Raw genomic sequence first — 19,065 nt, 5'->3', positions numbered from 1 at the left:
TCAACTTTTGGAGTCACTATGGAACAGAGAATATTATTTCTTGGCGTGTATGGTATGGAAATCGTTGAATGTGGTGGCGCACTGGCGATTAATGCTCAAAAAGGTGGCCAGTCATTTGCGTCGGTTATGCTTGCCAAAGAGACGATGAAGACTGAATTACAAGATGCTGCGGCTGTGCTTGGCATTAATAAGCTGTACTTTAATGATTTTGAACGTGGTGGGATTGATCTTCGTAAGGAGTATAAAGTTGAACTGGTAAGAGTTATTCGCGAAACCAAGCCAGATATTATCATTACTCAATGCCCTGAACACAGCTATGAAGATCTCGATCCCGATAGAAGACCCGCTATGATGCTGATCCTCGAATCGATTGCGTTAGCGTCTCGAGATTTTGCCCTAGCAGAATTACCTGATCTCGCGCCGCACCCCGTTGCCACTATATATTACATGAATCCCAAAACACCTAATTGTAGTATTTCATTAGCTTCAGTAATGCATTTAAAAAATAAGGCAATGGATTGTTTAACAACACAAATGCGGTTTTCTGGCGAGCATTTCTCTCAGTGTTTGTCTCAAGATGAACGTACTGCGATTAATCCACAATTTGATGCGTTTAGCTTTGTAGAACGCGGCCGCGCTGTGCAACAGGCAATTGATAACTCGCTCTATTTTTATAATGGTATTGGTAGCCATAGTAAGTTTGTGATTGCAGAGCCTTATAGAAGGCATGGGATTATGGAGTTAGAAGAGCTAATTGCTTAATGATTTACTAGATAAAAACAAAAATGCCAGTAACTGATTACTGGCATTTTTATGAAACGATTGTATTGAGCGTTAAAAGTTTTTACTTAAAACTAAATGCTCAAAACTAATTGAGAATTAGCAATTAGAAGTTTGCAGAGTTTGGTGAGCGTGGGAATGGAATCACGTCACGGATGTTAGCAACACCAGTCACGTAAGAAACCAAACGCTCAAAACCTAGACCGAAACCTGCGTGAGGTACTGTGCCGTAACGACGTAGGTCACGGTACCACCAGTAATCTTCCTGGCTCAGTTCCATTTCTGCAAGACGTGCATCAAGTACGTCTAAACGCTCTTCACGCTGTGCGCCACCGATGATTTCACCGATCCCTGGAGCTAGCACGTCCATTGCAGCAACTGTTTTACCGTCGTCATTTAAGCGCATGTAGAATGCTTTAATGTCTTTCGGGTAGTTCTTAACAACTACAGGTGCTTTGAAGTGCTCTTCAGCAAGGTAACGCTCATGTTCTGAGTGTAAATCGATACCCCATTCAACGTCGAACTCAAAATCTTTATCACAAGCTTTCAGAATTTCGATTGCGTCTGTGTAGTCGATTTGCGCGAAATCACTGCTTACGAAGTTTTCTAGACGAGTGATCGCTGTTTTCTCTACACGTTGTGCAAAGAACTCTAAGTCATCACGACGCTCTTCAAGTACGGCTTTGAAACAGTACTTAAGCATGTCTTCTGCAAGCTTAGCTGCATCGTTTAGATCAGCGTAAGCAACTTCAGGCTCAACCATCCAGAACTCTGCCAAGTGACGGCTAGTGTTTGAGTTTTCTGCACGGAATGTTGGACCAAAAGTATAAACTTTTGATAATGCACATGCGTAAGTCTCAGCGTTAAGCTGACCCGATACTGTAAGGAAAGACTCTTTACCGAAGAAATCTTCACCGTAATCAACAGTGCCTTTGTCTGTACGTGGTAAGTTCTCTAGATCTAATGTCGATACACGGAACATTTCACCAGCGCCTTCAGTGTCAGATGCTGTGATTAGCGGTGTAGAAACCCAGATGTAACCTTGTTCATTGTAGAAGCGGTGAATCGCTTGCGATAAACAGTTACGTACACGGGCAACAGCACCAATGATGTTAGTGCGTGGACGTAAATGGGCTAATTCACGTAAATGCTCAATTGAGTGACGCTTTGCAGCCATTGGGTAGGTGTCTGGATCTTCAACCCAACCAGCAACCTCAACCTTAGTCACTTGCATTTCGAACGCTTGGCCTTGACCTGGAGATTCAACAACTTCACCAGTCATCACTACAGAACAACCAGCAGTAAGCTTTAACACTTCGTTGGTGTAATTTTCTAGATTATTTGGCACAACACCCTGGATAGGGTCGAAACATGAACCGTCATAAACAGCTAGGAATGAAATTCCTGCCTTAGAATCGCGGCGGGATCTTACCCAGCCACGTACTGTGATTTGCGAACCAATCGCAAAGTCACCTTTAAACACAGAAGCGACAGATGTAATGCTCATTGTTGCTTAGTTCTCCAACGAAACGTTTTTTTAAATAATTTGGAGGTTTATATTACCTGTATAAACGCTTTTCTCAAGTGGAAAGTAGGGTATCTTAGTGTCTAAATTGCTATTGTGACGACAATCATGACAAAAACTATGGATGGCATGCATGAATAGAGTAAAAATCTTCCACTTTTTATTGTCGAGCCTGTCGATTATCGGCTGGTCTTTGGCTATCTATGCCTTAATGCTTTTTGATAAGGCAAGGCCAGATGCTGCGATAGGCTACTTTCAAAGTCATGGCGCAGAAGTAAGACTTGAGTGGGATCCTGAGCAAACGGTATTGCTGGAACATATTATTTGGGTTTGTGCGGTATTAAGCTTTATCAATCTTGGGTTTAACCTTTACATTGCTCAGCGCAGTAAACTCGGCTGGTGGGTTAATATTCCTTTACTGTTTACCTGCTCATTGGCTGCGGGGCTTTATATCCGCTTTGTGGTCTAATTAAAGACTTTCGTTATGACTTTATTTGTGACTTTAGTTGTGACTTAAATGCCGGCATAACAAATCAATCATCGCTGCTGTAGCGCCCCAAATAAAATGCTGTTTATAAGGAATAAAGTGCACCGGGTATTGCACTCCTTTGCGGGTATAAAGTTGACTTTGGCGATTATAACGCTTTAACAGAAATGATAGTGGCACGGTAAAATATTCATCCACTTCACCAGGGTCGATAACGGGCACAAATGATTGTTTAACAGTTGCGACAAATGGGGTGATTTCAAAGCCTGTAAATGTCTTATGGGCTGGTAGCGCGCCAATTACTTCGACATTGGTATTTAACAGGCCAATCTCTTCTTGGGCTTCTCGTAACGCGGTGGCTTGATAACTTATATCTGTTTGCTCAACTTTACCGCCGGGAAAACTGATTTGCCCTGGATGCGCCCTAAGGTGTGTAGGGCGCCTGGTCAAAATAACGTGCAGCTGATTATTGATTTCATGGATAGCAATTAACACCGCAGCTTGACGAAGATTAGTCTCAACTTGGCCTAAGTCTGATTGAATAGGATCTAGCTCTGGTAAAGTGTTAAGACTATAGCGGGCTTTAAACTCGACCAGATCCATTGATTATCCTTTTATAATAAGCAATTGCTATTAAACCACTGATATTAAAGTACTGATATTAAACTACTGTAATTAAGCGATGGTTATTAAGCCCCTGTAATAAACTTGAGGTTTTATACTCGCTCGTTACTTAGCGCTCTATTGAGTGCTTTTTACTTAATGATTGAGCTTCGATAAGACTGGGAGTATTCGGCTCACTTTATCAAAACTTTCTTGGTACTCAGCATCAGCCTTAGAGTCGGCGACGATACCCCCTCCGGCCCAACAATGAATGACACCTGTCTTTTGCTGCTCTTTAGCTTTCGTTTCAGAGCCCAGCTTTGTATTAGTTTGTTCTGCCACTAGCGTGCGAATAGTAATACTAGTATCCATAGTGCCGTCTTGGCTGATATACCCAATTGAGCCACAATAGAGGCTTCTTCTTGAAGGTTCAAGCTCCTCGATAATCGACATTGCGCGGATTTTCGGTGCGCCAGTTATCGAGCCTCCCGGGAAACAAGCCTTAAGTAAGTCTATTGGTGTTAGCTTAGGAGCTAGTTTGGCCGTTACTGTACTAACTAAGTGATGTACTGCTGGAAAGCTTTCTACATCAAACAGTTTTGGTACTGTTACACTTCCGGGCGCTGCAACTTTACCTATATCGTTACGTAATAGATCGACAATCATTAAGTTTTCAGCGCGATCCTTTTCAGAGCCCTTTAATTGCTCTGCTAAGGCTAAGTCATTCAGCGGATCTGTATCGCGTGGCATAGTGCCTTTAATCGGCTTAGTCTGCACATCGCCATTTTGATGCTGAATAAATCGCTCAGGTGAAATAGACAACAACGCATGCTGCTCAAGACGGATAAACGCTGAGAAAGGCGCGCCATTGGTTTCTCGTAGCGCCATGTAAGCTTGCCATTCATCACCTTGATACGCTGCGCTAAAACGCTGAGTCAAATTGATTTGGTAGCAGTCACCGCTTAATAGGTACTCTTGTACCTGAGCAAATTTCTGTTTGTAAGCTTGCTCGGTCAGCTGATTTTGCCAATGACTGGTTAAAGTAAAAGGCTCGATATTGCTTGATGTATTGCTAACGAGTTTGGATAGTCGCTTCGCAAGAATATCGAGTGCTTCATTGGAGCTGTAATGCACTAAATGCCAGCTGTTATCTTGATAATCAAAGATCAACGCCCAGTCATAACAGCCAAGATTCATCTCTGGTAGCGAAATATCATTTTCAGCTAGCTGTGGTAATGATTCGATTACCCGACCTAGATCGTAGTTAAAACTGCCCATCACACCGCCGCTAAACATAAATGGGCTGTGCTTTTGTACTGGGTAATATTCGTTAATTAACGCATTAACTAAGCTAAACGGATCATCATTAGAATGCGATTGTTCGGCGCTATTGATGCTATAAGGCTGATTAATTGGAAAAAGGGCGCTTCTATCAATACTGCGATTGATTGTTGTGTTATCCGCCTTAGTCACAATCGTTGCGACTGGTTCGGCACAGATCACATCAAACCTTGCGTCAGTGTGATTTGCATTGGCTGAATCGAGCAAAATTGCCCAAGGTGTACCCTCAAAATGAGAAAATACAGCTGTAGTGGTCAAATTCCAATCAAGACGCTTACAAAAAACGGCATTTTGCGCCAAATTGTTCATCTATTCACCCTATCTAAAATGTGATGTTTAACTAAAAGTCGCGAAAGAGTATCATATTGGTTAAACAAGTAATAAAAACAAAAACACCTGAGCGTTAACGGTGACTGAGTCATACATAACAAATAACTTTTAGTATGATTTCAGCCGATTAATAAGTGTCTGCTAAAAAGGAAGTGTCTGTGAGTAAAGAAGTCCCTGTCATTAAGCAAGCCGATCTCATTGAAAGCGTTGCTGATGCCCTACAATATATCTCTTATTATCATCCAAAAGATTTCGTCGATGCGATGGCTGAAGCTTATGAGCGTGAGCAAAGCGCAGCAGCTAAAGATGCGATTGCACAAATCCTAATTAATTCTCGTATGTCAGCAGAAGGCAAACGTCCTCTGTGCCAAGATACGGGTATTGTAACCTGTTTCGTTAAAATCGGCATGGGTGTTCAGTGGGATAAAACCGATTTAACCGTACAAGAAATGGTTGATGAGGGTGTGCGCCGCGCTTATACCAATCCAGATAATCCTTTACGTGCATCTATTGTTGCCGATCCTGCTGGTGGCCGTAAAAATACCAAAGATAACACGCCATCGGTTGTCCATGTTGAAATGGTCCCGGGTAATCATGTTGATGTGGCTATTGCAGCTAAAGGTGGCGGCTCGGAAAATAAATCTAAAATGGCGATGTTAAATCCGTCTGATGATATTGCCGCTTGGGTAGAGAAAACCTTACCGACTATGGGCGCTGGTTGGTGCCCACCGGGTATGCTAGGTATAGGTATTGGCGGTACAGCTGAAAAAGCGGCTGTTATGGCTAAAGAGTCATTAATGGATCCTGTCGATATTCATGAGCTTCAAGTACGCGGTGCAGAAACTGCTGATGAAAAACTGCGTTTAGATATATTTGAGCGTTCAAATAAGTTAGGTATTGGCGCGCAAGGTCTTGGCGGTGTAACTACTGTGCTTGATATTAAAATTAAGTCAGCCCCAACACACGCAGCCTCTAAGCCTGTAGTAATGATCCCCAATTGCGCAGCAACCCGCCATGTTCACTTTCATTTAGATGGATCAGGTCCAGCAGATCTAAGCCCACCATCTCTAGAAGATTGGCCGGAGATCACTTGGGAAGTGGGCGAGAGCGTTCGTCGTGTTGACCTAAACACTGTGACGCAAGCAGAGATGGAGCAGTGGAAGAGCGGTGATACTTTGCTGCTTAACGGTAAGATGCTTACTGGTCGCGATGCCGCCCATAAACGTATTCAAAGCTTAATTGAAAGCGGTGAAGGTCTACCTGAAGGTGTAGATTTTAAGGGTAAGTTTATTTATTACGTAGGGCCGGTAGACCCAGTTGGTGATGAAGTTGTTGGTCCTGCTGGCCCGACAACTGCAACTCGAATGGATAAGTTTACTGACTTGATGCTTGAAACCACTGGTCTAATGGGCATGATTGGTAAAGCTGAACGCGGCCCTGCTACCGTTGAGTCGATTAAAAAGCATAAGTCTTGTTATTTAATGGCTGTTGGCGGCGCGGCATACCTTGTATCTAAAGCGATTAAGAAATCACGCGTGGTTGCTTTTGCAGACCTTGGTATGGAAGCCATTTATGAGTTTGACGTTAAAGATATGCCCGTTACAGTGGCTGTAGACTCTGATGGTGTTAATGCCCATGAAACCGGACCTGCCATTTGGAAGGTTAAGTTAGAAGGCTAAATCGAAAAACTAAATCGAAAATCTAAATTCAAAAGCTGAGTTAACAGATTTAGCTAAAGCCGTTAAATAAGCTTATCTGTTTAGCTAACGGTTAAGATGACTGAAATAATTTGTTGCAGTCAGCTTGCAATCTAAGGCCTGAGTGTATTGATTCAGGCCTTAATTTTGGCTAATGTGCAGGTCAACTCGCATAAATTACTGACTATTTAGATAAATACTTACACAACAAAAGCTCACATAATGAAAGCTAACTCGATAAAAATTGATAATGTTTACCGTGAAAGTGCAGTGGGTCGTTATGTAAATAGCTTTGGTATTATTAAGCAAGTCGCAAATAGAACTGAAAACCTTTCAATAAAAATAACGATTAACGATAAGAATAAGACTACTACGATGAAAAAAACTGCAATCATAATGGCGCTTGCGTCAGCTGGCGCGGTATTTGGCGCCCAGGCTGCGTCTACAGCACCTTTTACCGTTCAAGATCTCGTTAAAATGAATAAGCTTCATTCGGCAGCATTGTCGAATGATGGCGAAAAAATCGTTTATGCTGTGAAAAATATTGATGCAGAAGGTGAGTCAACGACAGACCTTTATTTGCAACAACTTAGCGGCTCTACAGCAATCAAACAACTTACAAGCGCTGCAGGCACTGAGCACAGTGTGGCGTTTGGTCCGAATGATAAAAATATCTACTTCCTCGCCGCACGTAGTGGTTCAAGCCAAATTTACAAGCTTGCACTTGATGGCGGTGAGGCAATTCAAGTTACCGACTTCCCGCTTGATGTTGAAGGCTTTAAATTATCGCAAGATGGCAAACAAGTTGTCGTCAATATGCGTGTATTCCCAGAGTGTAAAGATCTTGCTTGTTCAAAAGATAAATTTACCGAAGAAGCTGAGCGTGATACCACTGGCCGCGAATATAAGCAGCTTATGGTGCGTCACTGGGATACATGGAGCGACCATTCAAGAAGCCACCTGTTTGTTGCCCAATTAAACGGTACTAAAGTATCTGATGCCGTTGATGTAACTGCAGGTCTTGATACTGAAACGCCACCTAAGCCGTTCTCGGGTATGGAAGAAGTGACCTTTACTCCAGATGGTAAACATGTTGTTTATACAGCAAAAGCGCCCGGTAAAGACCAAGCATGGATCACTAACTACGATTTATGGAAAGTTAGCGTGGCTGGTGGAACTGCTGAAAACTTAACTGAAGCCAATAAAGCATGGGATGCACATCCAACTTATTCTGCCGACGGCCGTTATTTAGCCTACTTTGCAATGACAAAGCCAGGTTTTGAAGCTGACCGTTACCGCATCATGCTGCGTGACACTGTCACAGGCCAAGAAAAAGAAGTGGCACCACTATGGGATCGCAGCCCAAGCTCACTTGCCTTTGGTAAAGATAACAAAACCCTTTATGTAACGGCCCAAGATGTGGGGCAGGTGTCAATTTTTGAAGTTAACACTCAGTTTGGTGATGTTAAGACTATCTATAACGAAGGTAGTAACAGCATTGTTGGGGTGAACAAGGATAAAATCATCTTCAGCCATAAGTCGCTAGTTGAGCCGGGTGACTTATACACTATTAATCTAGATGGTCAGAACCTTAATCGTATAACTGAAGTGAACAAAGACAAGCTCGCTAAAGTGAAGTTTGGTGAATACCAGCAGTTTAGTTTTAAAGGCTGGAACAACGAAGAAGTGTTTGGTTACTGGATCAAACCTGCTAATTATAAAGCAGGTGAGAAGTACCCAATTGCCTTCTTGGTACACGGCGGTCCACAAGGCTCGTTTGGAAATTCATTTAGCAGTCGTTGGAACCCACAGTTATGGGCGGGTGCCGGTTACGGTGTGGTGATGATTGATTTCCACGGCTCAACGGGTTACGGCCAAGCCTTTACTGATTCAATTACTCAAGATTGGGGCGGTAAACCACTAGAAGATTTACAAAAAGGTCTAGCTGCTGTGACTAAACAGCAAAAGTGGTTAGACGGTAACAATGCATGTGCGCTAGGTGGCTCTTACGGCGGCTACATGATGAACTGGATCCAAGGTAACTGGAATGATGGCTTTAAGTGTCTAGTAAACCATGCCGGTCTATTCGATATGCGCTCTATGTACTACGTAACAGAAGAACTGTGGTTCCCAGAGTTTGAATTTGGTGGTACTTACGAAAAGAATAAAGAACTATACGAAAAGTTTAACCCGGTTAACTACGTAGAAAACTGGCAAACACCTATGCTAGTGATCCACGGCGAGAAAGACTTCCGTGTTCCTTATGGCCAAGGTCTTGCGGCCTTTACCTATATGCAGCGTAATGGTATTCCATCAGAGTTGCTCATTTACCCTGATGAGAACCACTGGATCCTGAACCCAGACAATCTCGAGCAATGGTACGCTAATGTACTCGGTTGGATGGACCGTTGGACTGAGAAATAAATAAAACCAGAAAGCCAGAATGAAAATTCTGGCTTTTTTATTAAGCATCAAAATTTTGTATTTAAGGGAATAAATAGATGAGCCTTATCGCAAACACGCCTACACCGCCTTATTACTACGTTGTTTTTACCTCTGAAATGGCAGAAAACATTGAAGGATACGCTGCGATGGGTCAAACAATGGCTAAGCTCGCTCATGAGCAAGAGGGCTTTCTTGGAATGGAGTCGGCGCGGGAGCAGATTGGGATCACTGTGTCTTATTGGCGCACTCTTGCTGATATAAAAGCGTGGAGATTAAACGCTGAGCACATGGAAGCACAGCGGTTAGGTCGTGAAAAGTGGTATTCATCTTTTACCTTACGAATTGCAAAAGTAGAACGTGAGTATTGTTTGACTAGAACTGTATACGACTAATTTACTCATTGGATTGCTAAATAAATAGCAACAAAATAGTCAAAGAACTAGCAGGGAAAAGTGTTATGGTGATAGATAATGATATTTGCCGTGAGGCAGTGCAAGCTATTGCATCGCGCTAAAAGGAAGATACTTAGACAGTTAACAAGTAATTGATTGCTGGAAAATTGGGTTTATTTTAAAACAACGCCAGAACTTACGTTCTGGCGTTGTTTATAGTAGGGCTACCTATCTCATGCTCACTGCAGTTAGCAATCTCGGGTATATGTTGTAACCGCGTATTCATGTCGCCGAGTTGGTGAGCGGTACTCGATATGACATTCAAATTTACCAGAACGAATTTGACCGAGTTTATCTTGCCATTTTGCCGGTACGATTGCTGCCGAGCCTGCACGCTTGTATACATTAGTAATAAGAAAGTCTTCAGCAGGCAAACCAAAAGCTGTGCGATAGTTATTATTGATAATGTTGTTTAGTTTGATTGGCGCCAGCGGATATCCGTTACTGACATAAACCTTAGTGCCACTGACATCGATAAAGTATTCACCAAAAAGCCTATTGCAGTTAGGGTGTTTATTAAATAACGAACAGCCTGAAAGTTCGTTAATGCTTTCAATCGCTGTTTTAGTATAAATAATCTTGTTTTGGGCATCGACTTTTGCAGCTACATCTTGGAGCTGGGCGATTTGCGCATTTTGACCGATATTAAGGAGTTTAGGCAAAGTAAACACTGCAATAATGGCTAAGATAACGACGACTGTAACCAATTCTATTAGCGTATAACCGCGGGTGATTTTGTTTTTAATAAGCATACTAGTGAACGGAGTGTACAAAAGCGCGGAGAATAATGATTATTGCTTTTGCAAACAAGCAACTAACTGACTGCAAAACGGAGGAATATCGTAATTGCAGTCAGAGTCACATTTTAAAAAGCTTAACTGGTTGAAACTTATGCTTATAGCTGTCAGGGAGTCGCGTTAGGACTTAGTTCTAAGCTAAATATGGTGCTAGTGCTAGCTTGGGCTTATCTTTAACTAGGCTCAAGCTTTAACTCAGTCCTGACTTAGCAATCTTTAGTAAAGACTTTTACGCTGTAGTTTCGAATCGATGTTGGCGAGCTATATTCTACATGGCATTCAAAAATACCATTCTTAATATCGTTTAGTTTTTCAGACCATTTTATTGGCACAATTGCAGTGGCAGATAAATGCCGAGTCACACTGGTAAAGTCAAACTCTGTGCTTGGTAAACCAAAAACAGTACGGTAGTTATTATTAACCGTTGCGCTAGATGTTAGCGGCGGAAGCGGATAACCCATGCTGACATAAAGACGAGTAGCGCTTGCATCGATAAAGTATTCGCCTTGCCTGATATCCCAATTAGGGTGATTGCCACAGGCGTAAGAACATCCCTCTAGGTGCTCAATATGAGCAATCGCACTTTTACTGTAAGTTAGCTGGTTTTGTGCGCTAATCGATGCAGCAATTGAATTAAGCTGAGCGATATGTGCATCTCGGTCTAAGTTAATCAACTTTGGCAGTGCTACTATCGATAAAATCGCAACAATAATGATGACAAAAACCAGTTCTATCAATGTAAAACCATATGAATTATTGCGAGATGCTTGCATGCTTGTTACCGATTGAAAAAATAAAGCGCGCAGGGTAACGAGCGCAGTAGCTGTATTCAAGTATCCAATGTTACATATTGATACGTATTTGGCTAAGTGTTAACTGGATCACTATTATAGGAATGACTTGCCAATAATGACTCAAAGATAAAAAGGCCTGCTAAATAGCAGGCCTTTCGTTATTAGCTCATTACTGAGCATTAAATCCACTTCAAAAATTCAATGCTCTAATGACGACTTAGCTAAATTGGTTCATGGTATTGTCTTTACCTGACGCTTTTAATGCCTGATCACCTGAGAAGTATTCCTTGTGATCATCACCCATGTCAGATCCAGCCATGTTTTGGTGCTTAACACAGGCAATACCTTGGCGGATCTCTTTACGCTGAACATTGGCAACGTAACCTAACATACCTTGGTCGCCGAAGTACTCTTTGGCTAAGTTATCAGTCGACAGCGCAGCAGTATGGTAAGTCGGTAGCGTAATCAAGTGATGGAAAATACCCGCTTCACGCGCAGCATCTGCTTGGAAGGTACGGATTTTTTCATCAGCTTGTACCGCGAGCTCAGTATTGTCGTAATCAACACTCATTAGCTTATCACGGTTATAAGCTGACACATCTTGTCCGGCTTCAGTCATGGCATCAAATACTTGCTGACGGAAGTTTAGCGTCCAGTTAAACGAAGGCGAGTTATTATAAACTAGCTTAGCGTTTGGAATAGTTTCACGGATCTTATTTACCATAGCGCCAATCTGGGCAACGTGTGGCTTCTCTGTTTCAATCCAAAGTAAATCTGCACCATTTTGTAATGAGGTAATGCAGTCAAGTACGCAGCGTTCTTCACCAGTACCTTTACGGAACTGGAATAAACCGTTCGGTAAGCGTGCAGGTTTTACCAGTTGACCATTTTGCTGGAATACCACATCGCCGTTTGCAAGGTTTGCCGCATCTACTGCTTCTACTTCTAGGAATGAATTGTATTGCTCACCAAGATCACCTGGTTCATTCGTTACAGCAATCTTTTGTGTAAGACCTGCACCTAATGAGTCTGTACGCGCAACAATCACACCATCATCAATACCAAGCTCAAGGAATGCGTAACGAACGGCGTTGATTTTTGCTAAGAACTCCACATGAGGTACGGTGACCTTACCGTCCTGGTGACCACATTGTTTAACATCAGACACTTGGTTTTCAAGCTGGATACAACAGGCACCGGCTTCAATCATCTGTTTCGCCATAAGGTAGGTCGCTTCTTCGTTACCAAATCCGGCGTCAATATCAGCAATAATAGGCACAACATGAGTTTCAAAGTTATCGATCTTCGCTTGGATAGCTGGCTTTTCTGCATCGCTAGCAGCATCTAATTGACGGAATAGGCCGCCTAACTCACGTGCATCTGCTTGTCTTAGGAAGGTGTAAAGCTCTTTAATTAGTGAAGCAACAGAGGTCTTTTCATGCATGGATTGGTCTGGCAATGGACCAAATTCGCTTCTTAGTGCAGCAACCATCCAACCTGAAAGGTATAGATAACGACGTTTAGTCGTAAGCAGGTGCTTTTTGATAGAGATCATTTTTTGTTGGCCGATAAAACCGTGCCAGCAACCTAAAGATTGCGTGTACTGCGACGAGTCTTTGTCGTAGTTGTCCATATCTTCACGCATAATTTTTGCAGTGTACTTCGCAATATCTAAACCGGTTTTAAAGCGGTTTTGTAGACGCATACGAGCTACAGATTCAGGGTTGATTGCATTCCATGCGCTACCTTCAGCATTAATCAAGGTAGCAGCTTCATCGATGTTTGTTCTGTAATTTGTCATGTGTCTATTCCTTTAACAATATGATTAGCGGCGATTGATTACGTTGAAAATATTAGTAAGATTTGTTTAAATAAGTCTAATTTATAGTCTCTATTGTCGGTATTAATCTCATGAATATATCTCGTATTGATTTGAATCTATTGGTTTATTTGGATGTTTTGCTACGTGAAAGAAATGTTACCAAGGCGGCGGATCAGCTAGGAATTAGCCAGCCGGCAATGAGTAATGGCTTAAAAAGATTACGTACTTTATTTGATGATCCGCTGCTAATAAGAACCAGCCAAGGCATGACTCCAACAGAGCGAGCTCAAGAACTACAGCCGACAATTAGTGAGCTTATTATTGGGCTGGAGAAAGCTGTGCAACCGCGCGCAGAGTTTAATGCCGCCGATAGTGAGCAAGTGTTTCGCGTTATGGCAAGTGATTACGCCGAAGCGACGTTAATTCCACCACTTATCGCTCGCTTACGCACTGAAGCGCCTAATGTTATCTTAGATATTATGACGCCAAGTGATGTCAGTTTTCCTGATGTAGAGCAGGGACGAGTTGATATGGTTATCAACCGGTTTGACAGTATTCCGCAGTCATTTCATCAAAAGGTATTGTGGAGTGATGACTTTAGTTGCCTGATTAGTAAGACAAATCCTGTTCTAGATAAATTCTCACTCGACAGTTATTTAAAAGCGAATCATGTTTGGGTCAGTAAAACAGGCATGGGAGTTGGCGTAGGTATGGATCCCGGTGACGTACAGCGCCTGGGGTGGGTGGACGAAGCATTAACTAAGATTGGCGTGCAGCGACGGATCACCGTATTTACTCGCCATTATCAAGCTGCTTGTTTGTTGGCTGAACAACAAGATTTGATCGCAACCATACCAAGTAAAATGGCCAAGCAGCACGAGAATAACGAGCGAGTTTGTATTGTGCCACCGCCTTTTATTATCCAACCAATTGCGCTAACTATGGCTTGGAGTCCGCTGCTTCAACATAACCCAGCCCACAAATGGATGCGCCAATTAATAACTCAAACTGCAGACAGTTTTGGCCGAAGCTAGCAATATAAGTAATCTTTTTTCATTTTAGTTGTTTTTATACGCAAAATAGCGATTTTTGATAACTTTGGTGAATAGTGGGGATAAAGAGTATAAATTTTATAAATGGCGGCTTAACGGTATAGGCTGGTAAAAGTAGAGAAAAGGTTTCGATACAAACGGACATCTTTAGCGTAAATGGTTTTACAGAAAAAGAAGGGCACACTATGACAGCACGTATTCGAGTAGGTGGATTGCAGATCGCAAAGTCACTATGGGAGTTGGTTGATAGCGAAATTTGCCCTGGCACCGGGATTAGTTCACAGATCTTTTGGAGAAAGTTTGAGGCCATCGTCAATGATCTTGGCCCCGTGAATCAAGCATTATTGGCAAAACGCGAGCAATTGCAGCAGCAAATAGACGAATGGCATCTTGGCAATAGCAGTAAGCCGTTTGATTTAGCAGCTTATAAAGCCTTTTTAACAGATATTGGTTACTTAGTTGCAGAAGGCGCAGCATTTTCTATCAGTACCGAAAATGTTGATAACGAGATCACCAGCCAAGCTGGTCCTCAGTTAGTAGTACCGGTCAAAAACGCACGATTTGCTCTTAATGCTGCCAATGCGAGATGGGGCAGTTTGTACGACGCGCTTTATGGTACTGACGCAATTAGCGCTGCCGATGGCGCTGAATTGACCAAAGAATACAACCCTAAGCGCGGTGCTAAAGTTATTAGTTTTGCTAAGCGTCACCTTGATACCGCTGCACCGTTAGTCAGTGGTTCTCATGCTAACGTCACCCAATACTTTATTGAAAGCGGCGTATTAAAAGCAAGACTTGATAGCGGTCATACTACCGAGCTAACTACTGCTAATAAGTTCGCTGGTTTTAATGGCGAACAATCAGACCCTTCAGCAATCCTAATCCTTAATAATGGCCTACATATTGAGATCCAAATTGATCGCAATCATCTAGTTGGTAAATCTGATCTTGCAGGAGTTAAAGATCTTTTAGTAGAGGCAGCCGTGACAACCATTATGGATTGTGAAGACTCTGTCGCCGCTGTAGATGCTGAAGATAAAGTTGAGGTTTATCAAAACTGGCTTGGGTTAATGCAAGGGCGCTTGACTGCAAAACTGGTCAAGAATGGCAAAGAGATCATACGTGAGCTAAACAACGACCGACAGTATATTACTCCAAACGGGCAGCAGTTAAGCTTACCAGGAAGAAGCCTATTGTTTGTGCGCAACGTTGGTCACCTAATGACCATAGATGCGGTACTTGATAAAGATGGTAATCAAGTACCTGAAGGTTTTCTAGATGGCATGGTAACGGCTTTTGCTGCTTTGCATGACTTGAAAGGTAATAACAATCTGCGTGCGAATAGTCGTAAAGGTTCAATCAATATTGTTAAACCCAAAATGCATGGTCCTGAAGAAGTGGCATTTACCTGTGAACTGTTTAGCCGAATAGAAGATGCATTGAAGCTGTCACGTAATACCATTAAGGTCGGTATTATGGATGAAGAGCGCCGCACAACGGTCAATCTTAAAGAGTGTATTCGGGCAGCTAGAGAGCGTGTGGTATTTATTAATACTGGTTTTTTAGATAGAACTGGTGATGAAATTCATACCTCTATGTTAGCTGGGCCATTCGTTGCCAAATCTGTAATGAAGCAGCAGGCTTGGATAAAAGCTTATGAAGATTGGAACGTCGATATCGGTTTGGAGTGTGGACTACAAGGCCTCTCGCAAATAGGTAAGGGCATGTGGCCAATGCCGGACGAAATGGCGGCTATGCTCCAGCAAAAAATCGCTCATCCACAAGCTGGCGCAAACACAGCTTGGGTGCCATCACCAAATGGCGCAGTATTGCACTCAACACATTACCACCAAGTGAGTGTGGTTGATGTTCAAAATGAGTTAGCAAGCAGACAACGTGCAAGTTTGGATGATCTGCTTACTTTGCCGTTAATGCCTACAGGCGAGCAACTAACTGCGCAGCAAAAGCAATTTGAACTGGATAATAACGCTCAAGGTATTTTAGGTTACGTGGTGCGCTGGATTGACCAAGGCGTAGGTTGCTCAAAAGTACCGGATATCAATAACGTTGGTTTGATGGAAGATAGAGCAACACTGCGCATATCGTCGCAATATTTAGCGAATTGGTTACATCATGGAGTGTGCACAGAAGAAGAGGTGTTGGCATCGCTTAAAAAGATGGCGCTAGTGGTTGATAAGCAAAATCAGGCTGATAGCGAGTATATTAGTATGGCACCTAGTTTTGATGGCGTTGCGTTTAACGCGGCATGTGATTTGATTTTTAAAGGTAAACAGCAGCCCTCAGGTTACACCGAGCCTTTATTACATGCTTATCGAAAGCAAGCTAAGGCAGGATGAAACGTGAGTTAAATCAACATCTATTGAATCATTAATTGTAATCCGTTATGTGTTAACACTCATAGCGGATTTTATCGTTTATTCTTAAACATTGTGGTCAATGAAATGTATCCGACTTTGGGGATCAAATATTAAGCGGGCACAAATACATGGGGAATTTTTAGACCTATTTATGTTAAGTACATTAAGCCGTAACCGAGCAGGTTAATAGTTCCTCTTTATTGTTGAGCTGTTTAGCCTCAACAATATGATTAATATGTCGATTTATACACCTGCTCTACGTTAAGCTTGTTGCCCATAAATAATGTTAAAGGGTTAACTCGTTGAGCGCTAAAGCGACAGTTGTGATTATTGAAGATGAACCAGCCATTGCAGACAATCTCATTCATGTATTGGAAATGGATGGTTTTAATGTTTGTTGGTTTGCAACCGGTGAGCAAGGGTTAGCCTATATAGCCGATAATACGGTAGAACTTGTGGTGCTTGACGTCGGCCTGCCTGATGTGAACGGTTTTGAGCTTTGTAAAACCATACGCGAGTTCTCCGATGTAGCGATTATCTTCTTAACCGCAAGAAATGACGAAATAGATCGTGTTGTAGGGCTTGAAATTGGCGCTGATGACTATGTGACAAAGCCATTTAGTCCGAGAGAAATGCTTGCTCGAATTAAATTACGCATCAAAAAGCCGACCTTTTTTGCAAGTCAAGTGGTTGCTCCCGCTACTTATATAGATGGGCAATCAACAGAACCAAGCACAAACACAGGCGGTTTAATATCAGCTAATTTTGATTATTGTGTTGATGGACAAATGCTTGGTTTAACCGCAGTTGAATTCAAGATCTTAGATAAGTTAATTAGCCACAGTGCAAATGTATTAAGTCGTGAACAGCTGCTCATTGCTGCCGATATCGCGCCGTCCGCTTCATATGAGCGCAATGTCGATTCACATATCAAAGCGATCCGCCAAAAGCTCAAACCTTTTGCTTTAGCTGATTCGATTCAAACCAAACGTGGTTTCGGCTATTTTTATAAACAGAGTCCAACGCTATGATGCGCTGGCCAAAGATCCCATTAGGCTTAAGACTATTCTCCCTGTACTTTATCTTAGTCGGGATCACGGCTTACATGGTCAGCACTACGGTAATTCAAGAGCTTAAACCAACGGTTAGGCAAACTACCGAAGAAACACTTATCGATATGGCTAACCTGTTAGCGGTTTTAGCTGAGGAAGAGGTCGCAAATGAGCGGATCTCTGAAAGCCGTTTTTCTAAGTTACTTGCGGCCTATGGCCAGCGTGAGCCCGAAGCACGGATGTGGGAACTTGGCAAAAAGGCGCTCAATCATCGAATTTATATTACAGATAAAAACGGCATAGTGATCGCGGACTCGTGGCAGCAAGATGTCGGTGCAGATTATTCACAGTGGAATGATGTGTATCTTACTTTGCGAGGCCAATATGGTGCGCGCAGTACCACGGAGGATCCAGGCGATCCCTTATCTACAGTGATGCATGTAGCAGCACCCATCTACCATAACAAAAGCATTATCGGCAGTGTAACAGTAGCAAAAGCCAATCGTTCAGTTCAGCCCTATATTGATCTCTCAAAGCGTAATGTGTTGTATTGGATGTTACTAATGAGCGGTCTAGTGCTTATTGCGGGCGCTTTGTTTTCTTGGCGGATCCATTCAGCGCTAAATAAGTTGGAAGACTATGCTGATAAAATGGGGCGTGGTGAAAAAGTGGTAAAACCGACATTCCGCGTTTTTTATGAATATGGCAATTTAAGTAACGCATTAGAGAAAATGCGTGAGCAAATTGATGGTAAAAAGTATGTCGAGCAGTATGTTGAAACCCTAACTCATGAACTCAAAAGTCCATTGTCTGCGATAAAAGGGGCCAGTGAAATACTGCAATCGCCATTACCTGCGGATAAAGTTAGTCGATTTTCAGCCAATATCGAACGCGAAACCGATAGGATGCAGTCTTTAATCGATAAACTTTTAGAGTTAGCTCGATTAGAGAAACGCCCTCAATTAGATGCATTAGTGTCAATGAACCTTATTGAGATGATAAAGGAAGTTAATCTGGGTTCTGAGGCTCGCTTTGCCAGTAAATCTATTATATGCCAGATTGAGCAGCCATTATCTGCTGAACTAGCCAGTGACTGCCGCTTACTTGGCGATAGTTTTCTCTTTAAACAAGCACTGTATAACGTGATGGATAATGCAATTGATTTTGTTGAGCCAGGCGGTGAGATCTCTTGGTCACTTATTACAAGGGACAAAGAACTAGAGCTGGCCATTTATAATACTGGCTCACAGATCCCTGATTATGCAATGCCACGTATTATTGAGCGCTTTTATTCATTGCCGCGCAAAAATGGCATTAAAAGTACAGGCCTTGGACTTAACTTTGTAGAACAAGTGGTTAAATTGCATCAGGGAATTCTCAAAATAGAAAACCTAATGCAGGGCGTTAAAGTCACTATGATTTTACCTTTGAACAGCAACTCCATCTAATCTCCACATTCGCTCCATTTAATCTCCAATTGTTGATTTTAAAATTCAGATCTCAACAATTG

15 protein-coding genes are annotated in these 19,065 nt (G+C 42.4%); 9 read left to right on the top strand and 6 right to left on the bottom strand.

The genetic code is table 11. The features are described from left to right. Window positions 1-18: 18 nt before the first annotated feature. A complete protein-coding gene (locus L2740_RS02225; protein ID WP_248948374.1) occupies window positions 19-762 on the top strand; it encodes a PIG-L deacetylase family protein in 744 nt (247 codons plus the stop codon). Between the two features lie 124 nt (window positions 763-886). Here L2740_RS02225 and asnS read toward each other — a convergent pair whose 3' ends face one another. After that, window positions 887-2,287 carry an asparagine--tRNA ligase gene (asnS, locus tag L2740_RS02220; protein ID WP_248471712.1) on the bottom strand — a complete coding sequence of 467 codons (1,401 nt, stop codon included), beginning with the start codon at window positions 2,285-2,287 and terminating at the stop codon, window positions 887-889. A gap of 151 nt (window positions 2,288-2,438) precedes the next feature. Between asnS and L2740_RS02215 the strand changes: the two genes are divergently transcribed. Then, window positions 2,439-2,774, top strand: a complete 336-nt coding sequence (locus tag L2740_RS02215; RefSeq protein ID WP_248948372.1) for a hypothetical protein — start codon at window positions 2,439-2,441, stop codon at window positions 2,772-2,774. Between the two features lie 33 nt (window positions 2,775-2,807). Here the strand turns inward: L2740_RS02215 and L2740_RS02210 are convergent, their stop codons facing one another. Together L2740_RS02210 and pabB are read right to left on the bottom strand one after the other, a co-directional pair. Then, window positions 2,808-3,395 (bottom strand): CoA pyrophosphatase, encoded by a 588-nt coding sequence (locus tag L2740_RS02210; protein ID WP_248948370.1) that lies wholly within the window; start codon window positions 3,393-3,395, stop codon window positions 2,808-2,810. Window positions 3,396-3,551: 156 nt separating this feature from the next. Next, window positions 3,552-5,045, bottom strand: a complete 1,494-nt coding sequence (pabB, locus tag L2740_RS02205) for an aminodeoxychorismate synthase component I (protein WP_248948368.1) — start codon at window positions 5,043-5,045, stop codon at window positions 3,552-3,554. Window positions 5,046-5,224: 179 nt separating this feature from the next. Between pabB and L2740_RS02200 the strand changes: the two genes are divergently transcribed. From L2740_RS02200 to L2740_RS02190, 3 genes are all read left to right on the top strand, one after another. After that, complete coding sequence (locus L2740_RS02200) at window positions 5,225-6,745, top strand: fumarate hydratase (RefSeq protein WP_248948366.1); 1,521 nt, start codon at window positions 5,225-5,227, stop codon at window positions 6,743-6,745. A 393-nt stretch (window positions 6,746-7,138) separates the two neighbouring features. Further along, window positions 7,139-9,187 (top strand): dipeptidyl-peptidase 5, encoded by a 2,049-nt coding sequence (locus L2740_RS02195; protein WP_248948599.1) that lies wholly within the window; start codon window positions 7,139-7,141, stop codon window positions 9,185-9,187. Window positions 9,188-9,264: 77 nt separating this feature from the next. Next, window positions 9,265-9,600, top strand: coding sequence for an antibiotic biosynthesis monooxygenase family protein (locus L2740_RS02190; protein ID WP_248948365.1), 336 nt, complete (start codon window positions 9,265-9,267; stop codon window positions 9,598-9,600). Window positions 9,601-9,848: 248 nt separating this feature from the next. On the opposite strand, the gene L2740_RS02185 is transcribed toward L2740_RS02190, so the two are convergent. From L2740_RS02185 to L2740_RS02175, 3 genes are all read right to left on the bottom strand, one after another. After that, window positions 9,849-10,412 (bottom strand): type II secretion system protein, encoded by a 564-nt coding sequence (locus L2740_RS02185; protein ID WP_248948363.1) that lies wholly within the window; start codon window positions 10,410-10,412, stop codon window positions 9,849-9,851. A 251-nt stretch (window positions 10,413-10,663) separates the two neighbouring features. Next, a complete protein-coding gene (locus L2740_RS02180) occupies window positions 10,664-11,230 on the bottom strand; it encodes a pilus assembly FimT family protein (protein WP_248948361.1) in 567 nt (188 codons plus the stop codon). A gap of 238 nt (window positions 11,231-11,468) precedes the next feature. Then, the gene (locus L2740_RS02175) at window positions 11,469-13,052 is read right to left on the bottom strand and encodes an isocitrate lyase (RefSeq protein WP_248948359.1); all 1,584 of its coding nucleotides are present in this window, start codon (window positions 13,050-13,052) and stop codon (window positions 11,469-11,471) included. Between the two features lie 110 nt (window positions 13,053-13,162). On the opposite strand from L2740_RS02175, the gene L2740_RS02170 reads away from it, so the two are divergent. The 4 genes from L2740_RS02170 (at window position 13,163) to creC (ending at window position 19,003) form a co-directional block, all read left to right on the top strand. Further along, the gene (locus L2740_RS02170) at window positions 13,163-14,107 is read left to right on the top strand and encodes a LysR family transcriptional regulator (RefSeq protein WP_248948357.1); all 945 of its coding nucleotides are present in this window, start codon (window positions 13,163-13,165) and stop codon (window positions 14,105-14,107) included. 203 nt (window positions 14,108-14,310) lie between these two features. After that, window positions 14,311-16,482, top strand: coding sequence for a malate synthase G (locus tag L2740_RS02165; protein ID WP_248948356.1), 2,172 nt, complete (start codon window positions 14,311-14,313; stop codon window positions 16,480-16,482). Window positions 16,483-16,805: 323 nt separating this feature from the next. Then, window positions 16,806-17,534 (top strand): response regulator, encoded by a 729-nt coding sequence (locus L2740_RS02160; protein ID WP_248948355.1) that lies wholly within the window; start codon window positions 16,806-16,808, stop codon window positions 17,532-17,534. Beyond that, complete coding sequence (gene creC, locus L2740_RS02155) at window positions 17,531-19,003, top strand: two-component system sensor histidine kinase CreC (protein WP_248948354.1); 1,473 nt, start codon at window positions 17,531-17,533, stop codon at window positions 19,001-19,003. Before L2740_RS02160 ends, creC begins: the two co-directional genes overlap by 4 nt. The last annotated feature ends 62 nt before the right edge of the window (window positions 19,004-19,065 follow it).

The organism is Shewanella pneumatophori (assembly GCF_023283895.1).
Lineage (GTDB): Bacteria > Pseudomonadota > Gammaproteobacteria > Enterobacterales > Shewanellaceae > Shewanella > Shewanella pneumatophori.
The sequence above is the reverse complement of the archived record's forward strand: the minus strand, read 5'-3'. Positions and strand labels throughout refer to the sequence as shown.

Bases quoted from the DNA above. Each gene is read 5' to 3' on its own strand.
- creC (WP_248948354.1), top strand. From the start codon at position 17,531: ATGATGCGCTGGCCAAAGATCCCATTAGGCTTAAGACTATTCTCCCTG.
- L2740_RS02165 (WP_248948356.1), top strand. From the start codon at position 14,311: ATGACAGCACGTATTCGAGTAGGTGGATTGCAGATCGCAAAGTCACTA.
- L2740_RS02210 (WP_248948370.1), bottom strand. From the start codon at position 3,395: ATGGATCTGGTCGAGTTTAAAGCCCGCTATAGTCTTAACACTTTACCA.
- L2740_RS02175 (WP_248948359.1), bottom strand. From the start codon at position 13,052: ATGACAAATTACAGAACAAACATCGATGAAGCTGCTACCTTGATTAAT.
- L2740_RS02215 (WP_248948372.1), top strand. From the start codon at position 2,439: ATGAATAGAGTAAAAATCTTCCACTTTTTATTGTCGAGCCTGTCGATT.
- L2740_RS02190 (WP_248948365.1), top strand. From the start codon at position 9,265: ATGAGCCTTATCGCAAACACGCCTACACCGCCTTATTACTACGTTGTT.
- pabB (WP_248948368.1), bottom strand. From the start codon at position 5,045: ATGAACAATTTGGCGCAAAATGCCGTTTTTTGTAAGCGTCTTGATTGG.
- L2740_RS02180 (WP_248948361.1), bottom strand. From the start codon at position 11,230: ATGCAAGCATCTCGCAATAATTCATATGGTTTTACATTGATAGAACTG.
- L2740_RS02170 (WP_248948357.1), top strand. From the start codon at position 13,163: ATGAATATATCTCGTATTGATTTGAATCTATTGGTTTATTTGGATGTT.
- L2740_RS02185 (WP_248948363.1), bottom strand. From the start codon at position 10,412: ATGCTTATTAAAAACAAAATCACCCGCGGTTATACGCTAATAGAATTG.
- L2740_RS02225 (WP_248948374.1), top strand. From the start codon at position 19: ATGGAACAGAGAATATTATTTCTTGGCGTGTATGGTATGGAAATCGTT.
- L2740_RS02195 (WP_248948599.1), top strand. From the start codon at position 7,139: ATGAAAAAAACTGCAATCATAATGGCGCTTGCGTCAGCTGGCGCGGTA.
- asnS (WP_248471712.1), bottom strand. From the start codon at position 2,287: ATGAGCATTACATCTGTCGCTTCTGTGTTTAAAGGTGACTTTGCGATT.